Origin of the sequence: Streptomyces sp. NPDC005799, from assembly GCF_040630525.1 — a bacterium.
Taxonomy (GTDB): domain Bacteria; phylum Actinomycetota; class Actinomycetes; order Streptomycetales; family Streptomycetaceae; genus Streptomyces; species Streptomyces griseorubiginosus_B.
Genome location: NZ_JBEXXQ010000006.1, coordinates 162662 through 182714, shown reverse-complemented (window position 1 = coordinate 182714; position 20053 = coordinate 162662). Strand labels below are relative to the sequence as shown.

General features: G+C 68.8%; 12 protein-coding genes. 2 read left to right on the top strand and 10 right to left on the bottom strand.

Annotated elements, in window-relative coordinates; all coding sequences use genetic code 11:
• Nucleotides 1-235 precede the first annotated feature (235 nt).
• Nucleotides 236-1645, top strand: a complete 1410-nt coding sequence (locus tag ABZ453_RS08415) for a DUF6461 domain-containing protein (protein WP_359012869.1) — start codon at nt 236-238, stop codon at nt 1643-1645.
• Between the two features lie 103 nt (nt 1646-1748).
• Here ABZ453_RS08415 and ABZ453_RS08410 read toward each other — a convergent pair whose 3' ends face one another.
• Nucleotides 1749-2417 carry a type VII secretion system-associated protein gene (locus ABZ453_RS08410; RefSeq protein WP_359012867.1) on the bottom strand — a complete coding sequence of 223 codons (669 nt, stop codon included), beginning with the start codon at nt 2415-2417 and terminating at the stop codon, nt 1749-1751.
• 28 nt (nt 2418-2445) lie between these two features.
• Complete coding sequence (locus ABZ453_RS08405; protein WP_359012865.1) at nt 2446-10140, bottom strand: hypothetical protein; 7695 nt, start codon at nt 10138-10140, stop codon at nt 2446-2448.
• Nucleotides 10141-10857: 717 nt separating this feature from the next.
• Between ABZ453_RS08405 and ABZ453_RS08400 the strand changes: the two genes are divergently transcribed.
• Entirely contained in the window at nt 10858-11676 is an 819-nt protein-coding gene (locus ABZ453_RS08400) for an RICIN domain-containing protein (protein ID WP_359012863.1), read from the top strand.
• Between the two features lie 95 nt (nt 11677-11771).
• Here the strand turns inward: ABZ453_RS08400 and ABZ453_RS08395 are convergent, their stop codons facing one another.
• From ABZ453_RS08395 to eccD, 8 genes are all read right to left on the bottom strand, one after another.
• Nucleotides 11772-12122, bottom strand: a complete 351-nt coding sequence (locus ABZ453_RS08395) for a hypothetical protein (RefSeq protein ID WP_359012861.1) — start codon at nt 12120-12122, stop codon at nt 11772-11774.
• Nucleotides 12115-12537, bottom strand: coding sequence for a YbaB/EbfC family nucleoid-associated protein (locus ABZ453_RS08390; RefSeq protein ID WP_359012859.1), 423 nt, complete (start codon nt 12535-12537; stop codon nt 12115-12117). The genes ABZ453_RS08395 and ABZ453_RS08390 overlap by 8 nt, the downstream gene beginning before the upstream one ends.
• 64 nt (nt 12538-12601) lie before the next feature.
• Nucleotides 12602-15508 carry an AAWKG family protein gene (locus tag ABZ453_RS08385; protein ID WP_359012857.1) on the bottom strand — a complete coding sequence of 969 codons (2907 nt, stop codon included), beginning with the start codon at nt 15506-15508 and terminating at the stop codon, nt 12602-12604.
• A 30-nt stretch (nt 15509-15538) separates the two neighbouring features.
• Nucleotides 15539-16006 carry a type VII secretion system-associated protein gene (locus ABZ453_RS08380; protein WP_359012855.1) on the bottom strand — a complete coding sequence of 156 codons (468 nt, stop codon included), beginning with the start codon at nt 16004-16006 and terminating at the stop codon, nt 15539-15541.
• 38 nt (nt 16007-16044) lie between these two features.
• A complete protein-coding gene (locus ABZ453_RS08375; protein WP_359012853.1) occupies nt 16045-16344 on the bottom strand; it encodes a WXG100 family type VII secretion target in 300 nt (99 codons plus the stop codon).
• A gap of 66 nt (nt 16345-16410) precedes the next feature.
• Nucleotides 16411-16776 carry a hypothetical protein gene (locus ABZ453_RS08370; RefSeq protein ID WP_359012851.1) on the bottom strand — a complete coding sequence of 122 codons (366 nt, stop codon included), beginning with the start codon at nt 16774-16776 and terminating at the stop codon, nt 16411-16413.
• Between the two features lie 154 nt (nt 16777-16930).
• Nucleotides 16931-18436, bottom strand: a complete 1506-nt coding sequence (gene eccB / locus ABZ453_RS08365) for a type VII secretion protein EccB (RefSeq protein WP_359012849.1) — start codon at nt 18434-18436, stop codon at nt 16931-16933.
• A gap of 18 nt (nt 18437-18454) precedes the next feature.
• Nucleotides 18455-19855, bottom strand: a complete 1401-nt coding sequence (gene eccD / locus ABZ453_RS08360) for a type VII secretion integral membrane protein EccD (protein ID WP_359012847.1) — start codon at nt 19853-19855, stop codon at nt 18455-18457.
• Between the last annotated feature and the right edge of the window lie 198 nt (nt 19856-20053).

The window sequence follows — 20053 nt, the reverse complement described above, 5'->3', positions numbered from 1 at the left end:
TCTGCGTCGGGTGTCACGTGGTCGCATGTCGACTCGGCCACCGGAGCAACATGTGAGTGGGAGCGTCCAAAAGAGGTGTGTGAACCATACGAGGCCGGAACTCGTTTCTAGAGTGGAGACCGCCGTGCCGTCGAGGCGCGCGGGACCAGGTGGCCGTCCCATCTCCCCCGACGGGACGGCCATCCTCTCCGGGCGCAGCACCGCGTCGCCGGACCCCCGCTCGCTGGAGGCATCGATGAGCAGCGCCGATTCGACCGTCCTGAGGACGGGGGAGTCACTGAGCCTGCGGTCCCTCGTCTCGCCCGATGGGGCCTACGCCCTGGAACACCGCCCGGACGGAACGGCCGTGCTGCGCGACCGCGCACATGGCCGCGACCTGTGGCACATCGGCACGCCCGGCACGGCTCCGGGGCAGCTCACCCTGGACGAGGAAGGGCGTCTGGTCCTGGAGGCCTGGCCCAGGACGCCGGTCTGGGTCTCGGGCGGAGTCGATCGCAGGGCCGTCGAGGCCACCGTCACCGACCAGGGACGCCTCGTGCTCACCGATCCCGACGGGGGCCTGCGCTGGAGCAGGGATCCGCTCAGCGACGCCGAACTGGCGGCCCACCGGCCCGCGAGCGGCGACCGGCTGTTGCCCGGGCAGGTCCTGTCCGAGCCGATCTTCTCCCTGAACGGCCAGTACCGGTTCAGCCACGACCCGGCCGGCCGGACCAGCCTCGACTCCCCGGGCGGGCGCATGGACCGCGGAATCTGGTCGAGTCCAGTGCAGGCAGCCGGCCCGCTCACCCTAGGCACCGACGGCATCCTGCGTGTGGGCACCAACTCCATGGTCCTGCTGCGCTGGACCGGCCGCTACCGGCTGGATCCCACGCGGGTCAGGATCTCCGCGGTGGTGGTACGCGACCAGGGAGACATCGTGCTGCTCGACGAGAACGGCGACGAATTCCACACCAGCGGCACGGCCCCCGAGGAGGCCCGGCTCGCCAAGCTCCGCCGCGCGGAGGCCCGCCGCCGGGCCAAGGAGGACGCCAAGCCCCCGCGCCCGGCCGGAACCGGGCTGCCCCGGGACTGGTTCGACCTGCTGGACCTGTCCGAGGGCCCGTGCACCCTCACCTTCGTGGAGCACTCCGACGAGCGGGAGATCCTGCGCCGGCTCGGCGCCCCGGACGAGAGTGTCCGGGCCATCACCTTCCGGAACCTTCTCAAGGCGACGTTCGCAGACCTGGACAGCCAGCCCAGGAGCGCGCTGGCCGTGCGGGTGGACCAGCATGTCGTGCTCTTCGAACCGTGCGGCTTCGGGGGCGTGGAACGGGCGAAGGAGCTGTCCCGGGGCACCGACGCGATCGTCTACTACGTGGACTTCGACGGCTGGGAGTCCCTCGCCTGGTACCGGGACGGCAAGGTCCTCGCCAAGTACGGGGAGGCGGATTCCGAGCGGCTGGAGCGCGGCAGGGCGGCGGCCAGGGGCACGGAGCCGGACGTCTTCGTCCCCTTCATGGACCAGATCGGCATGGGCGTGTACCGGGAGGACGAGAGTGGCGGCATCCTGCCGCCGGCCGTCGAGGTGGCGTGTCTGGTGGCGGGGCTGCGGTTGCGGAGTGCGGACTTCGCGGGTGTCCATCCTGGAGCCGTGTACGAAGAGTGACGAAATACGAGTGACGAACGAAGTGTGATGGACGAAGGGTGATGACCCACGACGAGGGGCCGGCGGCATCAGCCGCCGGCCCCTTCCTCGTTGTCCCGCGTGCTCAGGTCGCCGCGGTGACCCCCACGTCGACACCTTCCGGTCCGCCGTCCCGCGCGCTCTGTGTGGGCACCGGGGTGAACGGCGGCTCGGTGGCCGGTGCCGTCGGCCGGGTGGACAACCGGTCCAACGTCTCCCGCAACGCTTCCGTCCGCACCCGCATGGCGACCGGGCCTGCCGGGTTGAGATAGAACTCGTGCCCTTCCTGAAGCCCCTCCAGCAGCTCGGCGATGCGCGCGGTACGCGCGGTCAGCCGGCCGACGCCCAGCATCTGCTCCCCGGCGGTGTAGACGGGCACCACCGGGGCGCCGTCCTGGGACAGCGCCACGACGAACGCGCCGTCCAGGGTGGTCAGTACGGCGACCTGCTCGGCCTCGACGAGCGCCTCCAGCACCGCTTCGACGGCCCCGTGCCCGGTGGCCGCCCACTGCATCGCCTCGTCCACGCGATCGGTGGGGGCGGGCCAGTCCAACGCGCGGGGTGAGGGCAGGTACGTCTCGTTGTCCCGCCGGTCGACGATGAGACCCCTGGCGTCGCTCCGCCACTCGGCGACGACCGCCGAGGCGGGCACGTCCTCCTCGTCCGTCCACGCGGGGTCGATCTCGACCAGCCACTGATCACGCGCGAACCGTGCGGCGCTGACGATCTCCGGCGGCGGGGGTTGTCCGGGCAAAACACTCTCCTGTTTCTTTTTGTCGTGCTCAGCGTCGGGGCGCCGGGCCATCGAAGGCTTTGTACATTCTTGCGACATCGGAAGGCAGCCGATGGCCCATCACCATTGCCCGGAATGCTTCGGCCACGAATTCCATCGGATTCGTTCCGGCGTACCCTTCAACGGCTATTTGGTCGTTCCCTGGCGTACGCAGGGCGCGCTTCTTGTATTCCTCATCCATCCACTGTGACCGCCAGAGCTTGTGAAAGAGAATCGGGTTTTTGTGATACGCGATCCAGTGTCCGAGTTCATGGATTATGTGTTCGGCCTGCAAGCGAGGACCGAGCAGCACATAGAACCTGCTCTTGAGCATATAGAGAGCCGCTGAGCCTTCCTGGAGCCCTTTTATTCCACCCGTCTTGGTCATTTTTCCGTCGACGTCGATCGTGTAGTTGACGTTTCCGTAGGGACTGATGACGATCTCTATGTGGCGGTCGGGCAGGTCGAATCTCTTCTGCACGGTATCGATCGCTGATATGAACGCGTTCACGACGCTGTGGTAGTACGGGTCATTCGCATAGTAAGAGACCCTGGCGGTCATTCTATGACCCAGCTGCACGGTTTTTTCTTCCAGTTTGTGGGGCCCGTGCGGTTGGTCTGCCGGGTGTATACCCATCTTGGCTTCGTGAAAGAATGTGGCCAGATTCGGATTGGTGAAGAGGTATTCCTGCTCGGCCTTCCTCAGGTTCGCGCCCCGTGCGGCTCTGACGCCACCCATGCCCGCGTATGTGAGCCATTTATCATCGCTGGCGATGACATTGTTGTCCAAGTTCGTGAGCACCGTGCCGGGATCGCCCGCGAAGTTCTTCCCGTCGTAGTGGCTGCCTGCGGCGGTCGATAGCCGGGTCACCTTGTGCTGAGGGGTCCACACATACCTGAGATGCGCGTTGTCGCTCCTCGCGGGGTGCTGGGGTGCAGGCTGTGGGACGGGGACCTGCATGGACGGCGCGCCGTGCGGGTCGGGACCCATGTTCAGGTTCTGGAACGACCCGGCCAGGGTGTGCACATCGACATGGCTACCGGTCTGCACGTCGTAGGGGCCGGCGTGCTGAGGATGGTGGCGCGTGCCCGGATGTGACCGCGACGAGGATCGTTGCCGGGGCGGGTCGGCCAAGTACTGGCCGGCCGCCGACGCCGGCCGTTCCGGGACATGGCTGTTCCAGCTTGGGTGGGGACCGGTGGACTGGCCGGTGGGCTGGGGATGCAGCATGCCCTGCGGGTGGTCGACACTTACTCGACGGCTGCTCTCGCGGGAGACCGACCGCCTCACCGCGTCTCCGATACGTGCGAAGAAACTCCGGCTCGAAGAGCGGCCCCGGCCGGCGTCGCCGGCGACCGAGACACCGCTCATACGGGAATCCTGGCTACCGGTCCGTTCGAGAGAACGTCCCCAGTCCAACTGGCCTGCCGGCGTGGACTGTTGCCCCACGGTGCGCCCGGCGTCCTCGAGTAGTTCCTCCTGCAGATCTCTGACAGCGGTCCGCCGGGAACTCCTGGTCTGCGCGGAGGAGGAGTTCATCCACTTGTCGATGGAGACATGCACCGCGTCAAGGCTTCCCGTGCCGTGCAGCCATTCGTTGAGGCTGGTGGAGATGGCCTGGAACCTCCGGCTGCTCGACCCGTCGGTCGACTGGGTGTGCAACCAGTTCGCGTAGTAGGTGTTGCCCGTCACCGGAGAGAGATGGGCCGGGGCGGCGCCCCAGCTGTGCTCGGCGAACACCGGTTGGCGTGGCTGTGGGGCGAACAAGGGCTGGGCCGGTTGCGGAGCGAACACGGGCTGGCCGGGCGGAGGCGGAGCTCCGATTCTCTTGGAGGACCGCTTCAGGGTGGGCATGCCGCCGCCGAGCCCCTGCCCCTCGTACGGCTGCACCTCCGGGAGCGGCTCGTCGTCGGTCACCTCGTGCCAGTGCGCTTCCGCGTCGGAGACCGTCTGACCCGCCGACACGAAGTCGTCGTAGGCCCGCGCGAGCGAAGTGTCGTCGGCTTCGGCAGAACCGCCCACGCCCTGCTCGTACCGTTCGCGGGTCTCCTGCAGAACGGACTCTGCTCGGGCCAGCGCGCGCCTGGCGTCCGTGAGCGCCGCTCCCGCGTCGATCACCACGCCTTCGTCCCGCTGGACGTCGGCGGCGGCACCTGCATCCACCGCACGTTCCTTGCCCTTGCCGGTTGTCTGCGGCGGTGCCACAGGTTCCGTCTCCAGACCACCCACATGGTGTGCCTCGTCACGTACGGGTGGCGCCGAGACCGGTTCCCGCATCTCGTGCGAGGCCGGAGGCCCGGCACCGACGCCGTTAAGAGCGACATCCGGACCGGCATCGGCAGCGTCACCATCCGAGGACATGAGGATGGAGAACACGGAGTCTTCGATGGTCGCGCTGGTGGGGGTGTCGTCGTCGAAGAGGCTGCCGATGGTGGTGGGGGTGTCGTGGTCTTCTGGGGTGGGGGTGTCGTCGTCGAAGAGGCTGCCGATGGTGGTGGGGGTGTCGTCGTCCTCGACGGTCGAGGTGTCGTCGTCGAGGGAGCTGTCGGCGGTGGTGGTGTCGTTGGCGTTGGAGAAGTCGACCGTGGGGCCGTCGTCCTCGGCGGTGGAGGTGTCGTTGTCGGGGGCTGTGGTGTTGTCGTCGGGTTCGGTGGTGGGGGCTGCGTTCCTGGGCTCGGAGCGGGTGCTTCCGGGGTGCTGGATTCGGGCGATCGCCTGGAGGACCTGGTCGTTGTCGGGGTGATGCGCCTGGTGGGTGAGACGTTGGAAGTAGCTGCCGAGGACTGTGCTGGGGTCGACGGCGTCGGTGATCGCGTTGGTGATGGTGGTGATCTGGTCGGGGGTGGGCGCGATGGAGAAGTGGGCGGTTTCCTGGCGGATCTGTTCCAGGTAGGCGTCCTGGTGGCGTTGCATCTCGGCGACGAGCAGGTCCCGTTCCCCGGGTGTGAGAGTGACTTCGAGGTGGCCCAGCCGCCTGACGCGCCGATAGTCGTTCTGGTCGGCCGGAGCCAGGAACTTCTCGAGGGTGTTCCAGCCGTCGAGCCCGGTGCCCAGGAGACGTTCGGCGGTCTGGACGGCGTCGTGGTGTGTTTCGAGGGACGAGTGCTCGATGACGACGCGGAAGCGGTCCGCGTCGTCGACGGTCAGGACAGGAGCCTCGGGGGGCTGAAGAGCCCGGAGGGTGCTGATCGCCGTTTCGGTCTCCCGCCGCAGTTCGGCGATGGGGTGCTCGGAGATCTCCTGCCCCCACTCGCTCATCTGGGAGAGCGCTTCGGTGACCTCGGTGAGCGTGGCCACGGCGGCCTGGTCCTGCGCTGTCCCGGCGATGAGGTCGTAGGGAGTCCACGCGGTGCGGGTGGAGAAGTAGGGACGGCCCTGGAGCTGAAGGGCGGCGGTGGTGTTGGCGCCTTCGGTGAGGGCCGGCAAGGTGCCCAACTGGTAGGCCTGCTGGAACAGTTCCGTCTTGAGCCCTCCCGCCATGACGACCAGGACGTCGCCGGGTCCGGCCTCGGCCAGCGCACGAGGCAGGCCGGGGTCGCCGAGCTCGTGATGGTGCAGCCACTCGGCCTCGTGGCGGGGGGCGTAGGCGACCCCGGCATCACCCACCGCCAGGATGACGACAGGGGTGGGCAGGGCCGCGGCGTGCAGGCCTTCGGCGAGGACGGGCAGCACCGTGGCCCGTTCGGAGGGATGCAGGGCGTGGGCGCCGTAGACGGGCATGAGGTCCGCCCGGCCGTCGTGGACGGCACGGGTTATGGCGATGAGGTCGGCGGCGTGCTCGGGAGAGGCGGCCTGCGCGTTGATCAGTTCCTCAAGAGCGGGCCCGGTCAGGTGGGGGATCGCGTAGTGGAACAGAGCGCTGCCGGATATGCCGTTTTTATCCTGAAGGTCCGTCACGGTCGCCGTGCCGTCGGGATCGCGCGTGTAGAGCATGCGCCGGCCTTCGCCCCAGGCGTACGGCTTGAGGATCACCGCCCGGTCGGCGCCGGTGAAGTTGAGGAAGTCCAGTGCGGTCCCCGGGTCGTCGGACAGCGTGTCGATGGCGGCGACGAACACCGGATGGCCCGGGTTCTCGCGGTATCCGGCCTCGTAGCCGCTGCCGAACTCGTCCGCGATCCAGTCGACCCGCTCCCGCATCGCCGGTGGCAGCAGCAGATCCATCCGCTGTCCCATCGAGCCGGGAGCGATGATCCTGAACCGCCCGGTGTAACCGAGTTCCGTCAGGGATGTCAGCATGTTCACCGCCGCCGCCTGATGGCCGTACCCGGCGCCCTCGCCGACCAGCACCGTCAGTCCCGGCAGCGTCGTCAGCAGATCCCGTGCTTCGCGCCGCAGCTGCACCTCCGCCGGGGATGGCTCCGCACCGCGCGACGCGGTGACGTCGGCCAGCGCGCGCTCACCGTCGCCGCCGTCGAACAACCGATGCCACAGCACGTGCTTTGCGACGCCCGTCTCCCCGACGCCGTCCCGGGGCGGCGCCCCGGCGGACGACGGCACGGGCGCGTCTGGGGCCTCGGGCCTGTCGGCGAGTCCGAGCTGGTCGAAACGGAACTGGATGTCATTCAGGAACTCCTCAAGGGTCGGTTCCTCCCTGCTCGGTCCGGCCGTCGGGAACTCGGTGGGCGACGGGGGAAGCACCGGCTGTTCCGGGTCGGCGCCGCCGACCAGGCCCGTGGTCCGTCGCGTGCCGTAACGCCCGGCCAGTTGCAGCGAGAGCGCGCGGGTCGCCTCCACTCCGTCCGTGAGGCGGCTGTGGCTCAGCAACGTGACGAAGGCGTCGATCAACTCGCGGCGCCCGGCTGCGTCCGGGTGGTGGGCGTCGATGAACCAGGTGTGATCGGCGGACACCTGGATGCGGGCCCAGTGTTCGGCCTGCGCCAACTCCCGTGGCGGCACGGCCTCCAGGAACCGCTCCGCCGTGTCCAGCGCTGTCCGGTCCGCGTCCGTGAGCGCCGGGCCCGAGTGGCCGGTGGTCGTGCCCGGCGGCGGGACAGGGCCCTCCTGTTCGGAGACGGTGACGCCGGCGGACCGCGCCAGTTTCACCGCGGCGTCCACGTCCTGCGGGGTCCCCCGCAGCAGCTTCTGGGCGACGATCGCCACGTGCCGGTCCGCCGCGGACAAGCCGCCGAAGTCGTCGACATGCCTGTTGAGCCGGGTGAGCAGATGGTCCGCGTGCTCCGAGGAACCGCCCAGTCGTACGTACGCCTCCGTCACCGCCGCGCGCAGCGGAGCGGGGAGTCCGTGGTCGGCGGACGTCTTTCCCCATTGCCGCTGGAACGACCGCAGGGCGTCGGTGTCCTCGCGGCCGTCGTCGCCCAGGCCGGTCCCGGAACGTCCCCCACGCTGCGGCCCGTTGACGTTCGGAGAGGGACTGTCGTGGGAGGCCGGGGTGTGGGTTCCGGCTCCGCCGAGCGAGTCGAAGGAGCCGGCCGAGGCGTCGTGGCCGTGTGTCGGGGCCGTGTCCGATGCCGTCGTGAGATGAGGTGTCTCGGATCCGGGTGTGGAGGCGTCTCGGACCGGCGCCGAAACGTCCGCTCGCTCCGACGGTTCCTCGCGATGCCCCGTGGACTCGTGGGTGGTGGTCACGGTCCCGTGCGTGGCGACACGAGCCTCGTGCGTGATGGCTGGAGCCTCGGACACGGTTGTCGAGGTCTCGTGCGTGGGGGATGTCGTCTGGGCCCCCGGATTCTCCGCTTCCTGACGTCCGGGCCTGCTGCCGCCGGAGGATTCGGTGGACAGACGGTCGGGTTGGGGCGAGCCTGGCTGCGACGTGCGGGTCTCCGGGCGCGACGCACCGGAGGCCGCCTTCTGGGCGTCCCCCTGCGGCTGCGGGCGGGACGGAGCGCCGCCGGCCGCACTCGTGGTGGTGATGCGAGTCGGGCCGGACGCCGGTGTGACGCCCGTCGGGGGTGTTCCGGCCGCCGTGCCCCGCCCCTGGGCACCCGTACCCGCGCCGGTCGTCGGCGTGCCGGATCCGGAAGCCGTGGCGGAACCGGCGTTCGAACTCGTGGGCTCGGGCGCACCTGTTGACGCCGGCTGCACTGTGGGGCCGTTGAGGGACGTGGTGTTGAAGGACGAGAGGTTGACGGACGGCTCGTCGAAGCTCGGTGTCGTGAGCGGGTTTCCGGCCGCCGCGCTGTACGTGTGCGGCGGGACGAACGCGTCGCCGTCCGTTCCCCCGCGACTGGTCTCGCCCGCTGACGGGGACGAGGCGTACTGAGGCGGTGGCGCGCCGAGGTCGTCGGCCGCAGCGGTGTTGACGTGCTCCTGGACCAGGAACTGGGGCATCTTGAAGTCCAGGTGGAGCGCGCCCTTGAGGGCGCTGGGCACACCGGCCAGGACAGGATGCTTGGCGCGGCCGAGGATGTCGCCGCCCATCGCGCCGAACGTGGTCTCCTTGCTGGTGCTGAACTTCCCCTGCTCGATGTAGTTGACGACACCCTCGGACAGGTTCTGATACCCGGCGCTGAACGCCGTGTCCACCAGCAGGTGGGCCGGCTTCTCCTTCCAGAACGACGGCATCGCCTTGGTCACACCGTCCGACAGGGCCGCGCGCAGGGGGGCGTAGGTCGTGCCCAGCTTCTCCATCGGGCCCAGCGCCGACTTGAGGGCTGCCGACAGGTCCTTGCCGCCGGCGTGTGCCATGAAGGCCGCCGCCCAGTCGGTGCCCATCTCGCGTGCCAGGTCCGACCCCAGCTGTTTCCCGAATGCGGTCTCGAACTCCTTGCCCACCGCGTCGCGGAACTCGCCCTGAACCCTCTTGGAGACGACGTCGTGCGTGAGAGCGACCCGCATCGGGACGGTCAGCGCGGCCAGCTTGGGGCCGAACGAGCCGCCGATGTCGGAGAGTTCCTTGTCCAGCGGAGTCTCGGGCAGGTCGCCCCCGCTCTTCGACCCGGCCTTCGCGGCACCGGCCAGGTCGGAGCCGGCGGTCTTGGCGGGTGCCGAGGAAGCGGGGTGTTGCAGGGCGTTCTCGATCGTCTCCTGCATCGACTTGATCGCCGTGGGCGAGAACCCCTTGGAGATCAGCTTCTTGATCGGGCCCGTCAGCAACGGCACAGCGGCACCGAACGCGCCCTGGACGGCACCGGAGAGCACCGCGCTCTTCCTGTACTGGTTTCCCTGGGAGGTGTGCTCGCCATGCAGGGCGAGAATCCACCGGGCCAGCCCGTCCAGCGCGGTCGACAGCGCGACGTTGGTCACCATCGTCATTGCTGCGTGAGTGAGGAAACGCCGCAGGGTGTTGCCGAAGAGGATCTTGAACAGCTCCTTCAGGAAGGCCTGTTCGATGGCCGCCCCGATCGGGTTCCACTCCCACATGGTCAGGGTGATCGCCCACTCCACCAGGAACGCCAGCACCTGAAGGACGATCATCAGGTTGGTGTAGTCCAGCTGGTAGGCGAACTCATGGGCGCCGTCCGCGAGTTGGGCCGCCGTGTCCCGCAGGCCGGAGAGGTAGTCCTCACCGCCGCCGGACAGGAACGTCTTCATCGCCTCGACGTAGGCCTCGGGCCAGTCACCGCTCGCCCCTTGAGCTGTGCCCCCCGCGACCTGCGCCACGAGGTTCTCGAACCCGTCCAGGAACTTCACCAGTTCCTCGTGAGGGACCTGCACCTCGTTGTGCATCCGTTGCGGCGACCCCAGCGGAACGGACATACCCGAGATGAAGACCACGATCGGGTTGTACCAGGGTTCCTCAGTCACCACGTCTCCACCTGTTGCACACTCGTCGGTCGGCGACATCAATCACGACCGCAGGCCCGTCGTGCCTTGACACCTCATACAGGACGGAACCCTCGTGCAGTTATACGCGTTGACATGTGTCCAAAGTTCACATGTGTCGGGCCGTTCCGGTCGATGAGTCAAAACTCACACGTGCTGTACCCTGTGGTATTCGGATCCGTTGTGCAGTTGTGGGAGTAGGCACGTGTGCTGAATCCTGGCGCACCGGACCCCGATCTGCGCTCCCTCGGAAGGAAGCACATGAAATCTCCAGATCCGCCGCGGCCCGCCCGTGCGGCTCCGGCAAGTACACCGGTCAGTGCGGGCGCGGCGACCGGCGCGAAGCCCGCCGCGGAACGAAATCCCCCGATACCCACGGAGTCGGTGACCAGGCCGACGGATTCGGGGGGCGCTTCGGCGGCACGGAAGGAGCCGCCCGCACAGAAACCCACGACCGCGCCCGAGGGTACGGCGGCCCTGCCCGCCCGGGGAACCGCGGCGCGGTCCGGGGACAGCGGGATCCCTCCGACCTCGCTCGCCGCCCTCTCGTCGCGCACGCGGCCGGGCTCCCTGCGGTCCGAGGCGACCGGCACAGCCGCCATCGGGACCACTGGCGGAACCGCAGCCGCATCGGCCGAGGCACGGGCGGAGACGGGACGTCGCGGCGCCCGTGCTCTCCTGCGCGGTACCCACCGCACCGTGCTGACCGTCGCGGCGGTCACCGGTGTCGTCCTGGTGGCCGGTGTCCTCCTAGGACTGCGGGGTGGCGGAACCGGCCAGGGCAAGGCCACTCCGGATGCCGCCGCCACGCTTCTCGATTCCGGCCGGGACGGCGGTGCTCTGGCGGGTGTGCCGGGGGCGCTGCTCCCCTCGCACGGGCACAAGTCCGGCGCTGTGTCGGACGCGGCCACCGCCGGACACGATGGAGCCGTCGGCACGGGCGACGGGAAGCATGCCGGGTCCGGCACGGCCAAGGGCGGTACACACGACTCCTCCTCGGGGTCCTCTACGCACGCCGGTGGTACGTCGGGGAGCCACAGCACGTCGTCCTCCGCGGCGCAGCCCGCCGCCCAGGCACCCGGGACACAGACGACGGCTCCGGCCTCCTCCGGGGGGACGAGCGGGTCGAGCGGTTCGGGCGTGATGGTGTTCAGCCACGCCTCCGGTCGCTGCCTCAGCGTGGCGGGAGGCGCGGGCAAGGACGGCTCACCACTGGAGATCCGTGACTGCTCGGGATCGTCCGCGCAGAAGTGGACCTTCGCCTCCGACGGCACGATCCGGGCCTTCGGCCTGTGCATGGATGCGGCGGGCGCGTCGACCGCCAACGGTACGGTCGTCCAGCTGGCGACCTGCAACGGCGGCCCCGCGCAGCAGTTCCGGCTCAATGTCCGGCAGGACCTGACCAGCGTGCTCGCCGACAAGTGCGTGGACGTGAAGAACAACGGCACCACCAACGGCACCAGGCTTCAGCTGTGGTCGTGCGCCGGTACCGACAACCAGAAGTGGTCCAAGAAGTAGGTCCGAGCGACAACGGGACCTCGGCATCGCGAACGGACCTCACCGCACACCGGCGCCCGGCCGTGCGGTGAGGTCTTTTCTCACGCGGAATGCTCTTACTTGCGGATGCCGGTGTGCGGGTCGGGCATGTTGTTGATCGCCTCCGTGTTGCTGTTCTGGGCGTTGTCCAAGCTCCTCCCCGCTTGGGTCGTGAGGGCGCCCGCGGCGGCCACGGCCTTCGCCAGACTCTTGATCCCTTCGAGCATCTGGCGGTGGGCCGGAAGATAGTTCTGGACGTACGCGCTGCCGTACGGGTCATTGCCCCACGCCGGGTCCTGCACGTCGTACGCGGTGGCGTTCTGGTACTCCTCGGCGGCGTGGTCCGTCAGGTCCGCCACCTGGTCGGTGGCTGCGCCGCCGGCCTTGATACGGCTGGGGTCGGCGACCAGCAGGTTTTCGTCAGCCACGGCTGTCGCCTCCGGTGGGCCGCGGGGCAAGCACTTCCTCCAGCGAACCGCCGTCGAGGAGCTTGTCCAGGTCGACACGGTCGAGGACTCCACCGTCCAGACCCGTGGGGGCGGTGGTGCCCGCGGCGTGGATGATGGTCATGGCGCGCGAGGTCATCTGGGTCCGGCAGGTGGTCATGGCCTCAAGCACGCTCGCGGCCAGCGCCTGACCGGTCATCTCCTTGAACCTGTTGTTGGGGAAACGCAGGCCCGACGGCGCTCCGTCGTGGCCCACGGTGACCTCCACGACACCGTCCCTGGACCGTGCGGTCACGGAGATCGACTGGATCTCCGTGCGGGCGTCCATCAACGCCTTGCGCTGCTTCTTGAACTGCTCAAGTGCCTGGTGCTGCTGTTCCTGAAGTGATGAACCCATGACTTTTCTCCTGTGCCGTTCCGCCCCTTGTAGGACAGTGGTGGACGAGTGGTTCGCGCCGAGGTCAGTGACCGATCGAAGCCGGCAGCCCGCCCTCTTCGGTGCCCCAGACGTCCTTGTCCTTGCCGGACCAGGCGGCACTTTGGGTCGACTGCCGCGCACCGCCGCCGACTCCGTAGCCGGACTCGGTGGACGGGCGTCGCGGGCCGAGGAGTTCGTCCGAGTCGGTCTCCTCCTCTTCCCACTCCTCCGGATCCTCCGGAGCGGCCCGGCCGCCGAAGGAGGGCATGCCGTGCTGGATGACGGCGCCGTCCATGTCGTTGCCGTCGTAGAGATTGCGCTCCCGGTCCCCGCCGCCTTGGCCGCCCTGCTGGCCGCCCATGCGGTTCATGCCGGCCATCATCATCATCGGGGAGAGCAGCCCCATGGCACTCTGGCCGTCGGTGTTCGCCGCCCCGGTCAGCGCGCTCGCGCCGACACCGGCCGTCGCGCCGGTACCGGTGCCCGCCCCGGCGCCCGCCGTTTCCGCGGCTACCTGGTTGGCCGCCGCGACCTGCGGGCTCGGGATCGACTGGTACCGGCCGTCCGAGGTGGTGACCAGTCCGCTGCCGTCGGTGTGTGTGTACTGGGTGACGCCGCCGGGATGGCTGGTGATGGTGGTGCCGTCGGGTGTGTACTTGACCGTCCCGCCGCCGCTGTAGGTGGGGATGTCGATGTGCGGCGTCGTGAGGTTCGTGTTGCCGTTGGTACCCGTGTAGGTGGGCGTGGCCTGGGTGGTGGTGACCGTGCCGTCCCGGTGCAGTGTCGTGGTGCTTCCGTCCGGGTTGTGCGTGACGATGTTGCCCTTGCTGTCGACGGTGACGGTGCTGCCGTCGGGGTTGGTGATGCTCTTGCCGGCGTCGAGGTGGGTGGTGGTGGAGTGGCCCTGGGCGTCGACGGTGGTGACGTCGCCGTTGGGATGCACCGTGACCTTCGCCCCGTTGAGGCCGTCCGTGGTCAGGCTGCCGTCGGCGTTGAGATGCGAGACGGTGCCGTCGGGCGAGGTCAGCTGGGTCGCGCCGTCCGCCGTGGTGATCTCCGTCGTGCCGTTGGAGAACGTCGTCGTCTTCGTGCCGTCGGCGGCGGTCTGGGTCAGGCTGCCGTCCGCGTTGCGCGTGATGGACGTGCCGTCCGGATTGCTGAGCGACTCACCCACGCCGAGATGGCTGGTGGTGGAGTCGCCCTGGGCGTCGACGGTCGTCACCGTGCCGTCCGGTGCGACGGTACGGCTGGTGCCGTCGGCGAACGTCGAGGTGATGCTGCCGTCGGAGTTGCGGGTGACCGTGTTGCCGTTGGGGTACGTCGTCGTCACACCGGTGCCGTTGGCGACCGTCGTGCTGCCGTCGATGTTGCTGATGGGCAGGCCGCTGCCGAAGGCGGGGGTCGTCGTACTGCCGTCACCCACCAGGGAGTTGCCGGTCAGGGTGTCCCCGAAGGCGCCGCCGGTCGGGATGACCGTCGAGTCGCCCGAGGCGGAAGTGGTGTTGCCGCCCAGCCCGTCGGCCGCCAGGTCCGTGATCGCACTGCCCGAGGGAGTGTCCGCGAACGCGCCGCCTGTCGGGATGACGGTTGGCGGGTTGTTGCCGAGTCCGCCGCCGATGTCGCTGAGTCCGTTGAAGCTGGTGGTGAGGCCGTTCCCGAGGTCGTTGAGCCCGCCTCCGAGGTCGTTGATGCCACCCCCCAGGTCGTTGATGCCACCTCCCAGGTCGTCCAGCCCCTTACCCAGGTTGTTCAGGGTGTCGTTGAGGCTGTTGCCGCTCTTGTCCGATGTCTCCTGCTGCACGTTTGAGGTGAGCGTGGAGGGTGTGTCGGTGAAGGAGAAGGCGGAGTTCCAGCTCGGGTCCAGAACCCGCGACCAGTCCTTCTTCAGCTCGGCCAGGACCTGACGGGCGTTGGCGTCCAGGTTGGTGTGCACGTTGTTGGACCAGCGGTTCACCGCCTCGGTGATCATCGCGTGCCAGGTGCCCGTGTCGGTGAGGGCGCCGAACGCGGTCACTTCACTGAACCCCGGCCTGGTCTCGACCACGGAGTCCGACCCCTTCACGAATCCGAAGTGGCTCGAATTGTTGTCGATGATCCAGCGCCCGACCTCCACCATGACCTGGTTCAGCACGTCGAGCGGGTCGGCCGGGATCTGCTGCTGGGAGGTCGAGCCGTCCGGCTGGGTGGTCGTGATCGACTGCGCCTGCTGCCACACGAAGTTGCTGTAGACGTTGTGCAGATCGCTGTACGACTTGTACAGCGACTGCTCGGCACCGATCAGGTCGTCCCCGTGGAGCGTCGAGCTGATGTATCCCGTGGACGGCGAGCGGTGCTGAGGGCTGAAACCCGGCGGCTGGAGTTCCGACGTGTAGTTCTCGTACTTCGTGTGCAGATCGTCCACCAGGTGCCAGAAGGCGCCCGCCGCGTTGCCCTTCCACGACGCCTGTTCGCTGCCGAGTTGTGCCCGCCAGTTGTCCAGGACCGCGGTCTGGCGCTTGAAGAACTCCCCGGCCGCGTCGAAGGACCAGGCCAGCTCCGCGAACGACTTGAGCTGCACCCCCTCGGTCTCACTGGTCGGGGCGCCGTCGCCGCGGACGCTGATGTCGCCCTTGACCGAGGAGTACTGCGAGAGCAGACCGGTGAGCGCGCCGTCGGAGTCGCCCCAGAAGCGGTGGAAGGCCGGGCTGTCGATGTACGTCACCTCGACGCGCCACTTGCGGATCTTGTCGCTCTTGCTGAAGAACTCGAAGTGGAATCCCTTGTTCGGATTCCTGGGCAGGACCCACGCGACGGCGTCGTTGGCATCGTCGAAGGTATGACCTCCCTTCTGGATGCTGATGTTCACCCAGGGGATTCCGCTGTCACCGGAGACATCCGTGACGTCGGACTGTCTGACCAGCGACCAGCCGGTCAACAGGTGCAGGATGTCTTCCCAGCTCTCAGTGGCCATGGTCCTACCGCTCCGGGTGTTTCGTTCTGGTCAGAGGTTCAGGGAGTTCTGGCTGCTGCCCGTGCCTGAGCCCGTGTTCGTACTCGTGCCGCCGCCGATGAGAGAGACATATCCGCTGATCTCGGTCATGAATTTCTGCGACTCGACTGCCGAGAGGTTCTTCGCTTCGGCGTCCTTCATGTTCTTGATGACGTTCCCCAGTTCCGTCTGGATCTTGGTGAACGCCTCCTTGTGGGACCTGAACACGTTGTCGATGGCGCCGGCGGCCTTCTTGGCGTTCTCGACGATGCTCTTCCCGCCGGTCTCGTCATCGTTCTCCATCGGACCGATGGTCAGCGGCTGGGCCTTGTTCTGGACGTCGTAGAGCGCCGTGGGGTGTGCGTCGGGCGACCGCATGGTGTCGAGATCGCGCAGGAAGCCGCTGACATCGGTGTCGATGAAGTTCTGCAGGGCTGGATAGTCCAGCTGATCCAGATTGGGTTGCTCGCTACCGGGCATGTGCGCCTTCCTGGCGATTCTAGGGCTCGGTCAAATTCTTAGATGCCGTGGAAGGCGTCAGCGCTCTGGAGCGAAGCGTTCCTGAGGGTCGCCGAGTTGTCCTGCAGAACCAGGATCAGGTTGCCGAGGGCGATGTTGCACTTCCCCATGTCCTCGTTCCACTGGGGAATGATCTGGTTGTAGTAGGTGTCCCGGTCCGTGCCGACCCACTCGTCGACCAGCGTTCCGAGCTGCTGCTTGAGGTGGTCCACGATCTTGCCGATGTTTGCGTTCAGACTGTTCAGCTCATGGGCGATTGCGATCGCCTGGGTGTGATCGATGTAGATGCCGTCGGACATGACTGCTCCTGGTCGGTCTGGGTGGTTGCCCTGAAGGTGGCTGCCTCACTGCTGACGCGGGTGACGTCAGCTGGGGTTGGTCAGCGCCTGGAAGGTGCTTTGCGAGGTGGACACATCGCCGCCGATGCTGACGTTGTGGACGGCGCTGAGGTTCTGCTGCTTCGCGTTGTTGGAACGCTGCCGGTTCTCGTGCAGCACGTTCTCCAGCCGCGAGCAGGTGTTGGAGACGCTCTGTATCGCGTCCAGCCATTCCACGAACTTCTGCTGCATGGCGGTACCGTCCTCGCCCGCGTAGCTGCGGGAGAGGGTCACCCGCTCGTTGTCGACCTGGCCCTTGAGCCGGGTGATGCTGTCCCGGGCTTCCGTCAGGAACTGGATGGACCGGATGTAGGTCTGGTCCGTGGACGCTTGCCGGTTGGAGGAATCAACCATGGGAGCTCCTTGCTCTGGTGATGTGCTCGGCCCGCCACCGACACGGCGGCGGGCCCGGGCAGGTCAGGGGACGGAGGGTTGTCATACCTGTGCCACCCCATCATTGGCGAACACGAGATACGTGTTCACATGGTTCACTCTAGCCACCCGGCCGTCAACGCGTGTCGGCACCCGCCGAGTTGCCTTGCCCACATGTGGGTGTGCCGGTGACCGTGGCCCGGCCGCTCGCCGCCGACTCGGGGGAGAGGTCGGGACCAGTGGGAAGCATGTTCAGCAGCGCGGCCGGCAGTCCGTCCGCGGCCGACAGGTCGTATCCCAGGTCCGAGGAGGCGGCCGCCGTCGGCACCCGGTACTTCACCCCGTTGTCGGTGACGAGATACGTGGTGGTCCCGGTACCGCTGCCCGAACTGCTCAGCGCGCGCACCAGGCTTCCACTGCCCGGGGCCACCGCGATGCCGTCGACAGGCAGACAGGCGGGCGCCGACGCCTTCAGCGGCGGCAAGGCGTCGTCGACGACCGTCCTGCCGGGCACCACCGTGAGTGTCACCCGGATGCTCTTGGCGCCCTGCGCGTCGAGACCGACGCAGACACCCGCCGAGTCGGACACCCCCAGCAGGGCCGGCGGCTGCGGCGGAAGCTGCGCCCCGGCCTGCCGTACGGCCGTGCCGACCGCCGAACCGGAGGGCGCCAGCGCGCCGCTGAGCGCCTGTGCCGAGAGGACCACTTCCTTCGGTACGGCTCCCTGGTAGGCCTTCTGCCTGGTCCCGGGGTCGCCCAGGGCGAGAGCGGCCTGGGTCGGGGTGATGGGGATGAGACCGTCCCCGCCGAGCACGTAGTAGCGCTTGGCGGAACCGGGAGTCTCCACGCTGAACACCTCGCCCACCCGGGTGGCCTGGCCGTCCAGCGCTGGGCCGCTGCCGCCGAGTCCCGTCACCGGCGGGGCCGCGAGGTCGGGGCCGGCGGGCACCGCGTCGAGGAACGCCGCGGACACGGTGGTCGCGCCGACCCCGCCGTAGCCGAGTGCGGCCAGCGCCGCCTGACCGCCGGCCACCCTGAAGCGGTTGTCCTGCCACAGGAGATAGGTGTCGCCGTCCGGCCCCTTCACCAGGACCGCCTGGTCCTCGCGCACACCCCTGCCCTCCTGCGCGCTGTCCACGGCGAGCACCGTCAGCGGCTTGCGGGCCCCGGAGCCCGTGGTCGTGGTGGCGGCGCACACCTGCCAGGGATGGGCGTTGAGACTGCCCGTCGTGGGCAGCGAGTCCGGGGCGCCGGGAATACCGACCTCCGTGCCGTGCCGGGCCGTGCTCAGGGAGTTCGCGGACACCGATACCGTCGACATGTCGGCGCCCAGCAGCAGCCGCGCGGAAGGGTAGTTGACGACCGTGTGCAGTCGGCCGTCGTAGACGTACCGGGTCCCGGTCTCCTTCTCCACGATGAGCGCCTTGCCGCTCTCCCACGTCGTGTTGCCGCCCGGTTTGACCAGGCCGAACACCAGGGATCCGGCCGAGACGACGGCCGCGATGACCATGCCGTAGGTCATGCCGCGGTTGGTGCGCCGGTTGGGCGGTTCCGTCACGTCGGGGTCGGCGCGCAGCAAACCCGAGGTCAGCCTGGAAACCAGGAACTGGTGGGCGATGACCTGGTCGCGTCGGGACTGCATGATGACACCTCCTCAGTCTCAGCCGAACAGACCGCGCAGGCGCTGGTACACGTCCAGGACCCACAGGGCGAGGGGAAGCAGGGCAAGGGCGGCGCCGGACTGGAGCAGGTCGCCGGCCCGCCCCCAGTACGGCAGCAGCCGCCGTCCGGGCACCGTCCAGGAGACGACCGCGGCGAGGGCGGCGCTCAGCAACAGGGCCGCGATACCGAGGAGTTCCCCCCGCCGGCCGTGCTGTGCGGCCAGGTCCACGATCAGCAGTACGGTGCCGACACCGGCCGGCACACTCAGCGCGATCCGCTGCCAGGACGTGCCCAGCGTTCGCGCGTGCAGGCCGAGCAGAACCGCCAGGACCAGGGCCGTGACCGTCTCCGGCAGACCGGGGTGGCGGGCCAGCTCGACGAAGGTGGCCAGGCAGACCACGCCCACCGCGCCGTACAGACCGGTCATCCAGCGGTCGACCGCGGCGCCACCGCTCGCGACGTCGTTCTCGGACCGCGGTTCGATGCCTTCCTGGAGCTGGCCGGGGTTGGTGGGCAGCGGGGGCAGGCGCAGTCCGGAGAGCGAGAAGGACATCATCGGGATGAAGGCGCCGAGCAGGACGGCGGCGGCGGCGACCGCGGCGGCGGCCCGGTGCGCGGAGACGTTCAGGCCCACCATGAGGGCCCCGCAGAGCACGGCCGACAGCGTCAGCACCCCGCAGGACGCGAACACCACGGGATAGCCGGTCACCACCCCGGTGGCCAGGACCAGTCCCACGCTGCCCGCGGCGCCCGCCGCGAGCAGATGGGCGCCGACCATGCGGGGGGAACCGTCACCGGCCTGCCCGCCGCCGATCAGCAGCAGCCCGGCCACCGCCAGGAAGGCCGCGCCGAACAGGCCCAGCACCACCCCGCCCTGCGGATCGTCCAGCACCCGGGCCGCGGAGCCCGCCCCGGACAGGGTGAGCAGGGCCGCACCGGCCGCCAGGGCCACCCGGTCGCTCGTGGCGCCCTTGGACGTGACGAGCAGGACGAGACAGCCGAGCAGGGCCGAGGCCATCAGCACCCGCAGCACCCAGCGGCTGATCTGCGGGCTCCACGCGTGCGGCAGCTGCTGGACCACGGCCGAGACGGCTTCGAGCAGGCTGTCGTAGCGCACCGGGGGCAGGGCCTCGGTCCCCGGGCGCAGGACCAGGGTCTCGCCCTCCCGCAGTTCCAGCGACTCCGGGGTGCCCTCCAGGTCCAGCGGATGCCCGCCGATGCGCTGGAGCACCCAGCCGCCGTGTTGGAGACCCTGCTCGGCCAGGTCCTCGCCCGCGTGCCCCGCGATCACGGGCAGCAGGTCCGCGATCGGCACATCGGTTGGAACGGCGAGATCCAGCGTTTTCTCAGGGGCGCGCACCGTGAGCCGGCACAGCCCGTTCAGTGAGCGTTCGCTCATAGGGGGCAACAGCCTTCCGAGGGGAGATACACGGCCGTGTGGCAACCTGGTCCGCGGAACACGTTGCTACCGGGCGATGTGGTTTGGGGACACTGCTCCGCCACGGCGTGGGGCATCGCTGTGCCGGGTGGAGCGTGGGACGGTCGGGGCCGCCGATACCATCGTCGGAGATACCTGACAGTCAGATACTCTCATGGC

What these genes read in the sequence shown, in the direction of transcription:
- ABZ453_RS08390 (WP_359012859.1), bottom strand. Translation starts at nt 12,537, where the DNA reads ATGGGTTCATCACTTCAGGAACAGCAGCACCAGGCACTTGAGCAGTTC.
- eccB (WP_359012849.1), bottom strand. Translation starts at nt 18,436, where the DNA reads ATGCAGTCCCGACGCGACCAGGTCATCGCCCACCAGTTCCTGGTTTCC.
- ABZ453_RS08415 (WP_359012869.1), top strand. Translation starts at nt 236, where the DNA reads ATGAGCAGCGCCGATTCGACCGTCCTGAGGACGGGGGAGTCACTGAGC.
- ABZ453_RS08380 (WP_359012855.1), bottom strand. Translation starts at nt 16,006, where the DNA reads ATGCCCGGTAGCGAGCAACCCAATCTGGATCAGCTGGACTATCCAGCC.
- ABZ453_RS08385 (WP_359012857.1), bottom strand. Translation starts at nt 15,508, where the DNA reads ATGGCCACTGAGAGCTGGGAAGACATCCTGCACCTGTTGACCGGCTGG.
- eccD (WP_359012847.1), bottom strand. Translation starts at nt 19,855, where the DNA reads ATGAGCGAACGCTCACTGAACGGGCTGTGCCGGCTCACGGTGCGCGCC.
- ABZ453_RS08370 (WP_359012851.1), bottom strand. Translation starts at nt 16,776, where the DNA reads ATGGTTGATTCCTCCAACCGGCAAGCGTCCACGGACCAGACCTACATC.
- ABZ453_RS08375 (WP_359012853.1), bottom strand. Translation starts at nt 16,344, where the DNA reads ATGTCCGACGGCATCTACATCGATCACACCCAGGCGATCGCAATCGCC.